The sequence below is a fragment of the Sulfurimonas sp. CVO genome (assembly GCF_009883775.1).
GTDB lineage: Bacteria > Campylobacterota > Campylobacteria > Campylobacterales > Sulfurimonadaceae > Sulfurimonas > Sulfurimonas xiamenensis.
Genome location: NZ_CP033720.1, coordinates 1215316 through 1229927, shown reverse-complemented (window position 1 = coordinate 1229927; position 14612 = coordinate 1215316). Strand labels below are relative to the sequence as shown.

Sequence of the window (14612 nt, the reverse complement as noted above, 5' to 3'; positions counted from 1 at the left end):
AGGTGAGAGCCTCTTTCATCTTGTTTTTAAAAGTCACATTTTTATAGGAATGGGGTAGTTTTCTACAATGTAGTCAATATCCTTATCTCCTCTTCCGCTGAGGTTTACTAAAATAGCCTCTTTTGGATTCTCTTTTGCGTACTTCATAGCAAATGCCACTGCATGTGCCGACTCAAGAGCGGGAATAATCCCCTCGTGTTGCGAGAGTTTGTAAAATGCATCAACCGCTTCATCATCACTGCATAGTCCAATATTTGTTCTTCCTATACTGTTGAGATATGCATGCTCAGGTCCAACAGATGGATAATCTATACCGCTTCCTATGGAGTGAACCGGAGCGGGATTGCCTTGGCTATCTTTGAGCATAATGGAGTTGAACCCATGCATTATCCCCTCGCTTCCATAAGTTAGACTTGCACTGTGTTCACCTATGTTTGCTCCTTTTCCGGCAGGTTCAACGGCGTAGAGCTTCACAGCTTCTTCTATAAAAGCGCTAAAAATGCCCATTGCATTGCTTCCTCCTCCAATACACGCGGTTACCATGTCTGGAAGTTTGCCCGTCATCTCTAAAAACTGCTCTCTTGCCTCAAGTCCGACAACGCTTTGAAAATCTCTGACCATCTTCGGAAAAGGGTGCGGTCCCACAACTGAGCCTATGGCAAAGAGCTGATTGTCCGTATCTTTTAGGTAGGCTTCAAATGCGCTGTCAACTGCTTCTTTAAGGGTTTTAAGTCCGTGTTTTGCAGGAACAACTTTGGCTCCTAGTATTTGCATACGAATGACATTTGGATGCTCTTTTGCAATATCTACTTCACCCATATGTATCTCACACTCCAGCCCGAAGTATGCTGCTGCAGTTGCAAGAGCTACACCGTGTTGCCCGGCTCCCGTCTCAGCTATAAGTTTCTTTTTGCCAAGATGTTTTGCCAAGAGTGCTTCTGCCATACAGTGGTTGAGTTTATGCGCACCCGTATGGTTGAGATCTTCGCGCTTAAGGTAAATTTGCCCTCCGCCAACGAAATCTGAGAGGTTTCTACAGTAGGTGATTGGAGTAGGGCGACCTTGGTAATGTTTTCTGATCTTTTTGAGTTCATCAAGAAAAACAAAAGATTTTGAGAGTTTGTCATACGCTTCATTGATCTCTTGAAACGGTTTTTCAAGTTGCGGCGGAATAAAAGCACCTCCGAACTTTCCAAAAAATCCATTGGCATCAGGCATAGATTCTAAATATGGTTTTTTCATAAATTTTCTCTTTTTTATCAAATTGTAGCAATTAAGAAATAAATTTTCTTATAAAAAGAATATTTTTTTGTTACAATCATAAAAAAAGTAAAAATTTTTCATGAAAAATATTTTTTTAGCACTATTAATTTTTTTATTTGCAGGCTGTGATGGAAAAATTATTAAAAATGTTTATAACAAAAGTCAAATAGGCGCAAAGATAGAAAGCATAGATATTGTAGCAACAGATGAATTTTCTAAAGAAATTTCTCAGCAATTTTTAAAAGAGCAGGGTTTTTTTATTAAAGAGTCTCCTTATAGCCTTAGAGTAGAGTATAGAAACTATGCACAAACATGCAATAATCCCCTTTCAAAGACATCTTCTGATTATGCATATGACGGTTTTGTAAAAATAACACTTTTTTATAAAAACTCTCGAGTTTATGCGAGTCAAAGAGATTTTAAAGGAGAGATAAGTGAAAGATTGATTATCTCTTTGATTGAAAGTATGATTGATGATCTTGAATTAGAAAAATAAAAGATAGAAAAATTTATATCTCCTTTATGAAAGATTTATAATCCACTCTGAAAGCGTTTCTAATTCTTCATCTGTTAGTTGCTTATATGACGGCATCATTGCTCTAAAGTTTTCCCACTTTCCTTTGCTTCCGTTTTTTATGCTCTCTTTTATTGCACTTTTAGAGGAGATAAATTTCTCTTGTATACTTTTAAATGATGGTCCCACTAGATCTTTATCAACTTTATGACATCCCAGGCAGTTGTTTTTTAATGCGATCTTCTCTCCTTGAGGAAGTGCATCATATTTTGCTTTTGCTTTCATAGCTTCTGAGAGATTTTGTTGAGTATAGTGTGTAAACATATATTTTGCTATTGCTCTGGTTTCATCATCTGTTACCTTCTCTTTTTGCGATGGCATAAGTCCATACTGTTTTAAGCTCTCTTTGTCACAGATAGATTTTTCAAAGCTTGGCTCTTTTACATAATCAACAACAAACTCTACCGCTGTATTAAATCTTTGAGATTCATCATTTGGTTTTACAAAATCATAAACATGAAAAGAGACTGACATAATAGGCGGTGCCGGCTCATTAGGAGACAAAAGAGGAGGCATGGTTAAATCGTGGCATGATGCACATTTTTGTTCTAAAAGTTTTTTACCGTCTAAATTTTTTTCAGGTTTATTGTCTATACATGCGGTAAAAAAAAGAGCTGCAAATAAAATAGTATATTTCAAAATCATAAGCTATCCTTTTTATAATAATAATATTATTGTATATTAGAAGGTGTTAAAACTAGATGAAAATAAAATTTTAACTCGCTCTTATCTTTCTAACTTCTAAAAAGTATGTATGTCCCAGATAGATTACAAAGAAAATAGCTCCGAAAAATATAGCAAATGGAACAAGTGAGATAAGGTAAAGAAGAAGTGTTTTAATTCTTAAGTTATTTTTGTTGAAAAAGGCTATCTGTTTGGCCTCCTCTTTAGTACAAATATTTGAAGAGATATCAAATGTTAGCATTTTATGAAAAAAGTAGTAGAGCGGCATATTGAGTGCAATTATGTTTAAGAGTGGAATAAAATAGAGCGGTATAAATAAAAAAAAGAGAAAAATCATTATTGCTCCCCACTTAAGCGCTAAAAAAATAGAAGAGAAAATATTTGAGTAGCCTATCATTTCAATATCCATATAGTCTCTTTTTTGAAGTTCTTTTAAAACAAAAGGGGTTAAAAAACCAATGATGATTATTGCTACAAAGATAGAGAGATATATTGTCAAAAAACCTCCTACGGCATAGATAAGAAAGGTTGCCAACCATGATGTAAGCGTATAACTCATCAAAAATTTTATAATACTGGAACCTTCAAGTTCTGCCTGCAGAGTTTCTGTATGTGGTATGCCGTTTTCTATCGTAGTTTGAGAACTTTCAATATTTAGTGTGCCAAGCTGTTCTACTCCGATTCCTGCTATGACAAAGAAGATTATGTACATGATTATTAAACTCATAATAAAGGGTAAAAGAGCGTATTTGAGCATTTTGAGTGTTAAAAAATCTTTTACGCTTTGTAAGAGTATCTCTTTTTCGTTCATCTTTTGCTCCATAGTTTTTGATTTAATTTTAGTTCTTCGACAACACTGATTGCCAAATGGAGAGTTTTTACATACTCCATAGCAATTTTATAGTCTAAAAGTGAATGAAAGATAGACGGCTCAAAAAGATCTTTCTTGTAGCTAATAGCCATATAGATGTGGCTGCCTATAAATGAGATATGGATTTTATGATTGGATTTTTGTTTAAAAGCAAGGAGTTTTTTCATTAATGAGTTAGAGAGGATATATCTAGCCTCTATTTGATTTGTAGAGTAGACAACAAACTCTTTTTCAAATTCAGGGTCGTCCATCTTAACAAGCTCATTTCTAGCTAAGTTGTTTGACTGCATCCAGTGACCGATAATAGTACCAAAACTGCTTTGAGCGGTATCTGGTAAAACTACTGTTTGACCGTAAAAATTTTTATTAAAATCAGCAACGATAAATAGACCTTGAAATATTGTACTCCAGTGTTCTTTTCCTTTTGAGCTTCTCTCTCTTTTTTGTGCATGAATATCTGAAAACTGGATGTTTATGCCATCAATTTGTCCTTTGACATAGTCATTGCCGCTAAGTTTATCAGGCTTAGAAAATAGTTCGGAGTGCTCAAAAAAATAGTCTGAAACATGAGTTTTAGAAGAGTAGAGCAGAGTGTCGTCTATCGCATGAACAAGAGGTTTAATAACCTTGATTTTAAACTCATGTGTATAATCATGAATTAAAAATTTGTATATTACCGCGCCAAAAGCAATATATGCAAAGATTATAAATTCATAAAAATTTTCTAAAATGTAAGCGATAAGAGCAAATAGAGCCATTAAAGCAAATGCTGTAAAAATGATTTTTTGTTTAAGATTTTTTCTATCATTTTCAAGTTCTTGCAGAGTAGGAAAAAGATTTTTATAGTAAAAATCGGTAAGTTCACTTACACTTTTCATTTATATAGCTTTAATTAAAAAGTTTTTTGATATCTACATTTTTTCTTTCGTTTTCAGGAATTTCAAAAACCTCTTTTCTTTTATAATTCATCAAAGAAGCCATAAAATTTGTCGGAACCATTTCGATAGCGTTGTTGTAGTCTGTTACAGCTTGATTGTAAGCGCGTCTTGAAGCAGATATCTGCTCTTCTACTTCATGGAGAGTGTGCTGAAGATGCATAACATTTTCAATTGCCTTAAGTTCAGGGTAGTTTTCAACTGCCACCATAATAGAACCAAGTGCAGAAGTCACCTTTGCATCAAGAGCAATTTTATCTTTATCACTTAGATTTGGTTTGTTGGCTTCTGCGCGAAGTTTTGTAACTTTTTCTAAAAGTGACTTTTCATGCTCCATATATTTGCTTACGGATGCAACAAGATTTGGAATAAGGTCATATCGTTTTTTTAAAACTGTATCTACACTTGCAAAAATATTTTCAACTTGATTTTTCTTTGCGATAAGTGAGTTGTACATTAAAGCTAAAATTAAAACTATAACAATTAAAACAATAAGTGATGTTAGCATGTAAGAATCCTTTAAGAGTAGTGTTTAAGATAGTTTATCCAAAAAAAGTTGAGTTTTTCATTTTTAAATTTTTTTATCTATGCAATAATATAACTTTGTTAACAAAAAAATATGGTATAACAATATAAAATTTAATTTTATGGAAATACAAAATGTGGGAAAAGTTACTCTCAAAAAAAAGATATTATAACGCCGATGAGATAGTTGAAGATAAAAATGAAGAGTATTATAGAAGCAGTTTTCATAAAGATTATGACAGAATAATATTTTCTAATGCATTTAGAAGACTCTCAAAAAAGACGCAGGTTCATCCGCTTTCAAAAAATGACCATGTTCACAACCGGCTTACGCATAGTTTGGAAGTTGCAAGTGTTGGCAGAAGCTTGGGATTAAAAGCAGGAGAATTTTTAAACAAAAAATATCCTCAAATCAAGATAGACCCTTATGATGTTGCTTACATTATTCAAACAGCATGTTTAGCCCATGATATCGGCAATCCTCCTTTTGGACATGCCGGAGAAGAGGTGATAAAAGAGTGGTTTGAGACGCATAAAGAAGAGGAGTTTTTAAATGGATTGTCGCAAAATGAGCTGGAAGATTTTATGCATATTGACGGAAATGCACAAAGTTTTCGAGTAGTGACGCAGATAGAAAATAATCTCTTTAGAGGCGGAATGAATCTCACTTTTGCAACGCTTGGAGCTTTGGTAAAGTATCCGCATGCATCAAGTCATTGTAAAAACATAGGCAAATCAAAATTTAACTATTTTCAAAGTGAAGAGAGTTTTTTTCAACTTCTTTTTAATGAAATTGGATTGTTAAAAGCAGACGGAACATACAAAAGACATCCTCTCTCTTACCTTATGGAAGCTTCTGATGACATATGTTATGGTTTGCTTGATTTGCAAGACGCATTAGAGTTAAATATCATAGCTTTAAGAGATATGCAAAATATTTTTACGCTTATTTGCACTAAAGAGGAAGTGGAAAAAATATACAGCAATACAGAGTATTCAGATACGAAAAAAGTTTCAAAACTTGTTGCTATATCTATACACAATCTAGCTATGCATACAATGGAAGTATTTGAAGAAAATTTTGATGCTATTATGAGCGATGATCAGCCAAGAGATTTGATAGAACTCTTTACAAAAGAGGAGTATAAAAATGCAATAAAAGAAGCAAAGAGACTTGCTAGTGCAAAAATATTTAATGAAAAAAGAAAAATAGAGTTAGAACTTGGAGCTTATAATATTATAGAGACACTGCTTGACAATTTGATGCATGCGGCATATGAGTTTTACAAAAAAGGAGATGATTCAAAACTCTCTTTCAGATATAAAAGAGCTTTAGAACTTATGGGTGAAAATAGACCTAAAAAAACAAAAAGTTTATATAATATGTATCAGAGAGTAATCGACTATATCGTCGGTATGACAGATAATCATGCTAAATATGTAGCTCATCAACTCAATGGAATGGGCTACTAGTAAACCACTTTGCTCAACTTTTAGGCATAATTTAAGCTTTAGCTATATTTTTAGCAACCAGATAGCCGCTTGCCCAGGCAAAAGCAAAATTATAGCCGCCGCGGCGGCCGACTACATCAAGCACTTCCCCGCAGAAGTAGAGATTTTTTTGTTTGAGTGATTCAAATGTTTTTGGGTTTATCTCTGTTGTGTCAACTCCGCCACCGCTTACTTCTGCATGGCGGAAACCGTGAGTATCGCTTACTTCAAAACGCCAGTTTAGTATCTGATTTGCAATTTTTTTACTAAGTTTTATGTCGATAGCATCAGCGTTTAAAGATGGTGAAATTTGCAGTTCTTCCAAAATTCCTGATGCAATTTTAAGGGGAATAACTCCTGCTAAAATATCCGCTGCTGTAAAATCGGGTTGCAAAGAAGCTGTTTTGTTTATGTGGTTGGAGAGTTTATGTGCATTAAAATGCGGAAGCAGGTTGATGGAGATGTTTACATGTGCAAACTCCATCAGAGCAATGCTTGCTTCCTGTGAGAGATCTAAGACAGCAAAACCTGAAATTCCATAATCTGTAAATAGTATATCGCCGCTGCATGTACGCTCATTTTTGTTGTTTATCAGCAGAGTAACTTCGCCCTCTGTCTTTGCTCCGCTCATCTTTTTTGGAGTGTTTGATTTTAGATGCAGCTGCACTAAAGAGGGATAAGTAGGAAGTATAGTATGTCCAAAGGTTTCGGCAAACTCTAAACCGTCTCTATTGCCGCCAAGATGTGTTGCTGCTTCAGAGCCTGTTGCAACAACTGTAGCATCATATTTACAAAAGAGTTCTTTTATATCTGTGATTTTTTCGTTGGTATGAATATTTACACCGAGATTTTTTGCATGATTTAAAAGAAGTGAAGCAACACTTTTTGCTTCATTACTAAGAGGATACACACGCCCATCCTCTTTGATGTCAAGCAAAAGTCCAATGTTTTCGCAGAATTTTTCAAATTTGTCAAAGCCAAACTCTTTAAGAGCATATTCTACAAAAGATGGATTTTGTGAGTAGTAGTCATTTGGGTTTAAATTTCTATTTGTGATATTGCAACGCCCGTTTCCCGAAACTAAAATCTTTTTTGCACACTTTGTGTTTTGCTCAAACAAATCTACACGCACACCTTCTTTTGCACAAAAAATAGCGCATAAAAGCCCGCTTGCTCCACCCCCGATAATTGCTACTTTTTTCATTTACAGTGTCACAATCTTTGCTCCAAATCCGCCCATATGTTGTGGTGCATCTTCAAACTTTTTGACTTTTGGATGGGTTTTTAAAAACTCTTTAACCGCATAAGAGAGTTTTCCTGTGCCTATGCCGTGATAGATTATGACTTCATCCCAGCCGTTTATTAGTGCATCGGAGATAAACTTATCTAACACCTCTATAGCCTCATCTGCTCTCATTCCGTGAAGATCGCATTTAAGTCCGGCTCTTCTTTTGACATTTACGCTTACATCTGTTTTATGTTTTTGTTGTAAAATTTGTGTATGTTTAAGCTGTGAGGTTTTTGCTCGAACGCGCATTCCGTCTATCTCAACAATCGCCTCTTTCTTATCTTTCATGGAGACGATAGTCCCTTTTTTGCTATGGTATTTTACATTATCGCCTACTTTAAACTCTGCATCTGTTTGCAGCGGCTCTGTTTTTTCCTGAGGCAGCTTTTTTCTGGCTCTGTTCATGGCTCTGTGGATAGCCTGTGTATCACCGGCACGCGCAGCTTGTTTTGCTTCGTTTATGGCATTTTCATAGCTGCTTTTTAAAGCACTCTTCTCTTTTTGAAGCTCTTGAAAAAATTTTTCTTTTTCCTCTTTTAAATCACGCTTTTTTGCTTCTAGTTCTTCGAGTTTTTCATCTACTTTTTTATGTTTTTGTTTTAGCTCTCGTTCAAGCTGTGAACCTCTTTCTATAAGCAAATTTAGTTTTTCGCTGTTGTCGCCGTAAACTTCTTTTGCTTCATTTACGATTTTATTTGAGATTCCGTATCTGCTGGCTGTCTCAAATGCGTAGCTTTTGCCGATGATACCGTGCATAAATTCATAGGTTGGAACTCTATTCGCCTCATCATAAATTGCTGCCATAAGCTCCACATCTTCGCGGTCTGCCATAAGTGCTGCAAGGCGTTTGTGGTGTGTAGTTACGACTATCTTTTGTCCGCGCAGTATCAGCTCATCGAGTATAACTTTAAAGAGTGCCGCAGCCTCATCACTGTCTGTTCCAAGCTCTATCTCATCAACGCCTACAAGCGCATCTTTATACTCAAATATTTTGGAGAACTCCTGCATACGCCCTGCAAAGGTAGAGATATCGTTTTTTACATTTTGCGGATCGTCTATAATGGCAAGAATATTTTTAAAACTTCCAATATGTGACTTATGCTCATTCAGCTTCATTGGAATGATATATTTTGCCATAAAAGCCGCACTTAAAATAGACTTTAAAAGCATTGTTTTACCGCCGGCATTTACACCGGTTATCATTAAAATATTTTTAGAGAAATCTACATGTATCGGTTTTGCATGATGCAGAGCAGGGTGTATAAAACTGTTTAGAACTATCTTAGAGTCTTTTTTTGATTTTACAAGCTGAAGATCTTTTGCTTTTGCAAAAAGAACTCTTGCCTGATAGTTGTCAAACTTTGTAAACTCTTTGTCTATAAAATTTATAAATGGCAGAAGATCGGTAAGTTTGGAAGAAAACTCTTTTGCATAGTTATAAAATATAGCCTCTCTCTCTTCATTTATATATCGGATTTGCTCTTTTGATTTAAGTATATTGTCGGGTGAAACATAAAAGCCTCCACTGCTGCTTCTTCCTACAACCGCACCTTTTAGAACATGGTTGAATCCGCCGCGGACTAAAAGACACTCTTCATCGTTTAGAAGGTGTATCTGGGTATCGATAAGATAAGGTGAGAGTTTTTGGCTTGATGTAAGCCTTTTTAGTGATTCATTTATATTGGCTTTATGCTCTTTTATTCTTCTGCTTAATCCAAAGAGAGTTTCATCAAGATTTTCATCAAACTTCCCCTCATGAGTAAAGTATTTTTCAATATCTAAAAATTTCGGCTCAATTTCAAATTTATCCATCCATTCACCGATGATACCTTTAACTTCTTTGTTTTTAAAATAGCGAAAATATCTTACGACTTTTACTATCTCAAAAATTTGCTCAAAAAGTAAAACACCATGTTTTTTTAAATGTACTTTTATGGTAAAAAAATCAGCAACTTTTGGAGGAGCTTTAAACTCAATAGAATCAAGTGCTTTTATGTAGCGGTAGTGAAGTTCCTGATCTCCTTCCATATAGAGAGAGCTTTGGCGTGAAAAAAATTGTTTAAATAGATTGATATGCTCATTTAAATCAAGTTGATTGATAAGCAGATCAACTTTTGTATTATTGTTTACTCGCATGTAGATGCACTAATCATCTGATTATAGTATGGAGTGTTTTCTTTGCCTATAAAAGTGTATGTTCCGATGCTAAGCGTAAAATTTTTGTCATTTACTTTAACCCCGCTGCACTCAATAGTTTTACCCTGTTTAAATCGTGTAACCGCATCTAACATTTTTTCTGTTTTAGCATTATTGTAAGAATTAAATGCAATGGCAAATAAAACAATAAACAAAACTACAGCTGTCACTGCTGTTTTTTGAGAACGGGTCAATTCCGTAAAGTAGTGCAGAGTCAAAAAAAAGAGTCCTACAACTACAAGTCCAATTATATATGTCATTAAGCAGTTCCTCTTATTTGATAAGTTAAATCACCGGCACCAAAGCCGATAATAAGACCTTTGTTTAATATTTTAAGTGTTTCTTTATTTTTTATAACAGAGATAGTATTGTTTGCTCTTGTAATATTATCTGCAATTATTAAGTTGTATTTTTTAAATTTTTCTTTAAAATCAATATCCCTGCTAGACTCTCCTGCAGACCACACAGGAAGGATAACAAGTTCTCCAACGCCCTCAAAACACTTTATAAACTCTTCAAGATTGTCTATAGTACGAGAGTATTTGTGCGGCTGCCAAATTGCAGTAATTTGATCAAAACCTTTTAAAAGAGCATACTCTTTTACCGACTCAAATGTTGCTTTTATCTCTGTTGGGTGGTGTCCATAATCATCAATGATTACGCTGTCCTTTTCAGATCCGACAATATCAAATCGTTTTTTAATTCCCTTAAAGTTAAGTGTTTTTTTTCTTATTTCTTCAATGTTCATAGATTCATGTGCGGCTAAAATTGCCAAGGCTGCATCAAGAGCTATATGTTTTCCAAATCCCCAAACATCAAAACTACCTAAATTTTTCAGAGTAAATCTTGTATGAGGTTCATCATCTATAAGTACAAACTCTATATTTGTAATATCTTTGCTGGGATAAAGCCATGTAGCATCAATTTCATTGATTAATGTACTGAGAAATGGATCTTCAGCATTTAAAACACGGCATGGAGCAGATTTTATAAAGGTTTTATATGAGTCGTAAAAAAGCTCATAGTTGTAGTCATAATACTCCATATGTTCAGGCTCTGCATTTATAACGATAGCGCAATGCGGATTTGAGTTTATAAAGCTTCCGTCACTCTCATCAGCCTCAAAAAGCATAACATCTGTTTTTTCGTTGTAGCGCACATTTGAACCAAATGCTTTGGATTCTGCACCAATAATGGCCGAACCATTCATAATGGCAGTTAAGATAGCTGTAGTTGTACTCTTTCCATGAGCACCTGCAACAGCATAAACTTTTGAAGTGTTTAAAATCTGCAGCAGTGCTTCGCGGCGTGCTAAAACCTTTATACCCTTTGTTTTGGCTTCAACGATTTCAGGATTATCTGGGCGTATAATTGCGGAGTGGATAACTAAATCCTGATCTGTTATTGAAGACGCATTATGGGGGATTGTAACAGAGATGCCTATCTCTCTAAGTTTTTTAGTAATAATAGTTTCAGCAATGTCCGATCCGCTGATTTCATGACCTTGAAAGTGCATATATTGCGCTAAACCCGATATTCCGATTCCGCCAATTCCGATAAAGTGAATCTTCATTTAATTACCCCGCATCTATTATAGAGTCATTTAATAATTTTTGTGCCTCTTCTTTAAAACAGCTTATATAAAATGTTCCTGCATTTTGAGTTGCGTCAATATCGGCAATTTTTGAGAGAAAATCATCTAATGAGAGGTTTTCTTTGGATGCAATCCAGTGAAATTTTAAAGCCAAAGAAAACTTTTTGTCATTGCTCAGACCGCTTAGAACTTCAAACAGAGCGCTTGCATCGGAAAGTTTACCGGCACTGTAATGTTCTATGGCATATTCATAGAGTGCTCTAAGCGTTGCAAAATCTTGAACCTCGTTCATATCCATAACTCTATGAGATTCAAGTGTGTCAGTTAATCTCTCTAGTGCCAAGTCAAGGATATTTGCATAAAACCCATGAATGGTCTCTTCATCAAGAGTGTCATGAGCTTGCTGTTCAAGCACATAAAGTGAAGCGATATCTCCGTCTTGCTGTGCTTTTAAAATCTCTGCTTTTAAATTTTCTACTTTACTCATACCAAACACTCCTTTATTCTAAGAAGCGCACTTCTTGTTTTCTCTTCATCTTCGACCAGTGCAATTCTTATAAAATTTTTACCGGGATTGGTGCCGTTTGCATCTTCTCTTGCTAAGTATTCTCCAGGCAAAACTTTTACATTATACTGATGATAAAGTTTTTTTGTAAACTCCAAAGAGTTTGGAACTCTCAGCCATATATAAAAAGTTGCTTTTGGGATTTCAATATCTAAAATCTCTTTTGCTATTTTAAAATTTTTTTTATAAATCTCTCTTGCAGCTTCTACATGCTTTTCATCACTCCAAGCAGCTGTAGCTGCACTTTGAAGCGGAAGAGGGGAAGCACAGCCAATATATGTTCTATAACCTAGGTACTCTTTTAAGATACTTTCGTCTCCGGCAATAAATCCAGAACGAAGACCTGGAGCTGAAGAGCGCTTTGAGACAGAGTTGATAACTAAAATGTTTTTAAATGCCTTGTTTCCTACATACAAAGATGCCTCCAGAAGAGAAGGTATCGGTTTGTCGGTATATATCTCACTGTAACACTCATCGTTTAAAAGCACAAAATCATGTTTTAGTGCCAGATTTACCCATTCTCCCAGCTCTTCTAAAGTCAGAGTAGATGTTGTTGGATTGTTTGGAAAATTCAAGATTACCATATTGCAGGTAGATAATAGTGATTCATCTATCTCAGGTTTAAAATTGTTTTGCGGAGTAAGATTTAGATATATAGTTTTAGCTCTTGAAGCAATTGCAGCACCTTCATAAATTTGATAAAAAGGGTTTGTAAAAGCAATTACGGGATCTTTTTTATCAAAAAGGAAAAACTGAGGAAAGTTAAAAAGAACTTCTCTAGTTCCAAAAGTAGGGATAATCTGTTCATTGGTAAGCTCGACGCCGAATCTTTTTGTTACAAATTCTCTTTGAGCTGCTCTTAAATCATCTTCGCCTGTAGTTTTAGGATATTTTCTAAGTTGAGAAGAGCTTTTGCAAAGTGCTTCTTGTATAAATTTAGGAGTTTCAAATTGCGGTTCGCCTATAGTTAGAGTTGATGCTTCATACTCTTTGTTTGGAGCAATGTCTTTTAGTAAATTATTAAGTTTTTCAAATGGATATGGTTCAAAATTCATAGTTTATATAGCCTTTTATAATAGATAAAATTATATCTAAAATCCGTAAAAGATAAATTAATAATTATTTAAAAGATATTGTTTAATGATGCTAATTCTTTGGAAGTCCAAATTTTTGAGTAACTAACTCTCCCTCGTTATTAAAAAAAAGATAATACAGCTGATCTTTTTTCACACTAAGATCTGCTAAATATCTCAGTGCTAAATTTGCTTGAAGTGAAGCAATATGCATTACTATAGGAGCCGTTATTCCTGCAGGGGTTTGAGAAGTTATTTTAAATGCATCTTTAAATGATGCTTTTTCAAAAAAACATACCTGTCCGTGAAAAGCTTCGACACTTCCGTAAATCCATGGTAAATTTTCAGTTTTGCAATAAGTGTCAATCTCTGCGCGGGTAGGCAAGTTGTCAGTCGCATCTATGATAAGATCTACTTTTATATTTTTTTTTGTAAATTCTTTAAAAGTGCATTCATGAGCAGCTGCTTTGACAAAAGGACATCTCTTCTCAATCAACAAAGCATTGAGTGTAGCTTTGTTTTGACCCTCATCACCGACTTTAAAAGCTATTTGACGATGAATGTTGTGAGTTGAAACTTCATCAAAATCAACCATATGAATTTCACCAATACCACTGGCACCAAGGGCAAAAGCAAGTGAACTGCCTAAACCGCCGGCTCCGATGATAGCTATCTTTTTATTCTGAAGAGACATTTGTGTCTTTTCTCCCCAAAGTTGGACTTGACGGTGAAAATAGTTCATCATAATAAACTCCTTTTATCTATAATCTCTTTAAATCCCCAAGATTCTCTGGCTTTTGCTACATCATAATGACTCATATCTACAATCATAAGTTCTTCCTTGTTACCTAAATGCTCCAGTAATTCGCCGTTTGGTGAAGCTAAAAGTGAATCACCGTAAAAACTCCATGTAAATTCATTATCACAATACTCACCAATTCTATTTGCTCTTAAAATATAGCAGTTTTGTGTAAAAGCGCGTGAAAGTATTAGATTTTTCCATCTCTCATATGAACCAAAAGTTGAAACACTTGGAACTAAAACGCAATCAATATTTTTAGAAGATATTTGTTCCCATATCTTATCGAAATGGAGTTCAAATCCGCTTATTACTGCAAATTTAAAGTTGTCAATTTTAAATATTAAAGGTGCTTGAACAGCTTTTGGCTTGTTTGCGAAAAAATTCTCTTCATTCCAGTGAGCATAATTTATAAGAATCTGTTGTTGATAATAGTAGGAAGAAGAAGGGGTGAATTTTGCAATAGTTTTATAGATTTTATCTTTTTTTACAATAATAAGAGGCGCAATAATTGTTAAACTGTAGGTAGAAGCCAACTCTTTTAATATTTTAATTTGATGTTGAGCCTGCTCTTTTATCATACTTATAGATAGAGTTTGAAGTTCTTTAAAAAATGGATTTAATATATATTCGCCTAAAAGTAAAACTTTTACACCCTGCTTATTTGCGATTCGTATGTAGTTATATAATTTTGTAGAACTCATTCCCTGAGAACTTAGTTGAAGCACCGCAGCACGCACTAGATACTATCTTT

15 protein-coding genes are annotated in these 14612 nt (G+C 34.6%); 2 read left to right on the top strand and 13 right to left on the bottom strand.

Going from position 1 to position 14612, the window contains the following annotated elements; genetic code table 11:
- Nucleotides 1–33: 33 nt before the first annotated feature.
- Nucleotides 34–1242 (bottom strand): tryptophan synthase subunit beta, encoded by a 1209-nt coding sequence (trpB, locus tag CVO_RS06220; protein ID WP_152299068.1) that lies wholly within the window; start codon nt 1240–1242, stop codon nt 34–36.
- Nucleotides 1243–1342: 100 nt separating this feature from the next.
- Here trpB and CVO_RS06215 point away from each other — a divergent pair, with 100 nt between their 5' ends.
- Nucleotides 1343–1759, top strand: a complete 417-nt coding sequence (locus CVO_RS06215; RefSeq protein ID WP_152299069.1) for a hypothetical protein — start codon at nt 1343–1345, stop codon at nt 1757–1759.
- A gap of 24 nt (nt 1760–1783) precedes the next feature.
- On the opposite strand, the gene CVO_RS06210 is transcribed toward CVO_RS06215, so the two are convergent.
- From CVO_RS06210 to CVO_RS06195, 4 genes are all read right to left on the bottom strand, one after another.
- Entirely contained in the window at nt 1784–2482 is a 699-nt protein-coding gene (locus CVO_RS06210) for a c-type cytochrome (protein ID WP_159570929.1), read from the bottom strand.
- 70 nt (nt 2483–2552) lie between these two features.
- The gene (locus tag CVO_RS06205; RefSeq protein ID WP_159570926.1) at nt 2553–3332 is read right to left on the bottom strand and encodes an EI24 domain-containing protein; all 780 of its coding nucleotides are present in this window, start codon (nt 3330–3332) and stop codon (nt 2553–2555) included.
- On the bottom strand, nt 3329–4270 hold the full coding sequence (locus CVO_RS06200) for a DUF3137 domain-containing protein (protein ID WP_159570923.1): 942 nt from the start codon (nt 4268–4270) through the stop codon (nt 3329–3331). Before CVO_RS06200 ends, CVO_RS06205 begins: the two co-directional genes overlap by 4 nt.
- A gap of 10 nt (nt 4271–4280) precedes the next feature.
- On the bottom strand, nt 4281–4835 hold the full coding sequence (locus tag CVO_RS06195) for a LemA family protein (RefSeq protein WP_159570920.1): 555 nt from the start codon (nt 4833–4835) through the stop codon (nt 4281–4283).
- A gap of 152 nt (nt 4836–4987) precedes the next feature.
- On the opposite strand from CVO_RS06195, the gene CVO_RS06190 reads away from it, so the two are divergent.
- Entirely contained in the window at nt 4988–6325 is a 1338-nt protein-coding gene (locus CVO_RS06190; RefSeq protein ID WP_159570917.1) for a deoxyguanosinetriphosphate triphosphohydrolase, read from the top strand.
- A 31-nt stretch (nt 6326–6356) separates the two neighbouring features.
- On the opposite strand, the gene CVO_RS06185 is transcribed toward CVO_RS06190, so the two are convergent.
- The 8 genes from CVO_RS06185 to CVO_RS06150 all read right to left on the bottom strand — a co-directional run bounded on the left by CVO_RS06185 (nt 6357) and on the right by CVO_RS06150 (nt 14598).
- A complete protein-coding gene (locus CVO_RS06185; RefSeq protein ID WP_159570914.1) occupies nt 6357–7547 on the bottom strand; it encodes a BaiN/RdsA family NAD(P)/FAD-dependent oxidoreductase in 1191 nt (396 codons plus the stop codon).
- Nucleotides 7548–9767, bottom strand: coding sequence for an endonuclease MutS2 (locus tag CVO_RS06180; protein ID WP_159570911.1), 2220 nt, complete (start codon nt 9765–9767; stop codon nt 7548–7550).
- A complete protein-coding gene (locus tag CVO_RS06175) occupies nt 9758–10087 on the bottom strand; it encodes a hypothetical protein (protein WP_159570908.1) in 330 nt (109 codons plus the stop codon). The genes CVO_RS06180 and CVO_RS06175 overlap by 10 nt, the downstream gene beginning before the upstream one ends.
- Nucleotides 10087–11400: a UDP-N-acetylmuramate--L-alanine ligase gene (gene murC, locus CVO_RS06170; RefSeq protein WP_159570905.1), complete on the bottom strand. Its 1314-nt coding sequence runs from the start codon at nt 11398–11400 to the stop codon at nt 10087–10089. The genes CVO_RS06175 and murC overlap by 1 nt, the downstream gene beginning before the upstream one ends.
- A gap of 4 nt (nt 11401–11404) precedes the next feature.
- Nucleotides 11405–11908 (bottom strand): hypothetical protein, encoded by a 504-nt coding sequence (locus tag CVO_RS06165; RefSeq protein WP_159570902.1) that lies wholly within the window; start codon nt 11906–11908, stop codon nt 11405–11407.
- Nucleotides 11905–13041, bottom strand: coding sequence for a succinyldiaminopimelate transaminase (locus CVO_RS06160; protein WP_159570899.1), 1137 nt, complete (start codon nt 13039–13041; stop codon nt 11905–11907). Before CVO_RS06160 ends, CVO_RS06165 begins: the two co-directional genes overlap by 4 nt.
- Nucleotides 13042–13132: 91 nt before the next feature.
- A complete protein-coding gene (locus tag CVO_RS06155) occupies nt 13133–13804 on the bottom strand; it encodes a HesA/MoeB/ThiF family protein (protein WP_152299082.1) in 672 nt (223 codons plus the stop codon).
- Nucleotides 13801–14598, bottom strand: a complete 798-nt coding sequence (locus tag CVO_RS06150) for a carbon-nitrogen hydrolase family protein (protein WP_159570896.1) — start codon at nt 14596–14598, stop codon at nt 13801–13803. The genes CVO_RS06155 and CVO_RS06150 overlap by 4 nt, the downstream gene beginning before the upstream one ends.
- Between the last annotated feature and the right edge of the window lie 14 nt (nt 14599–14612).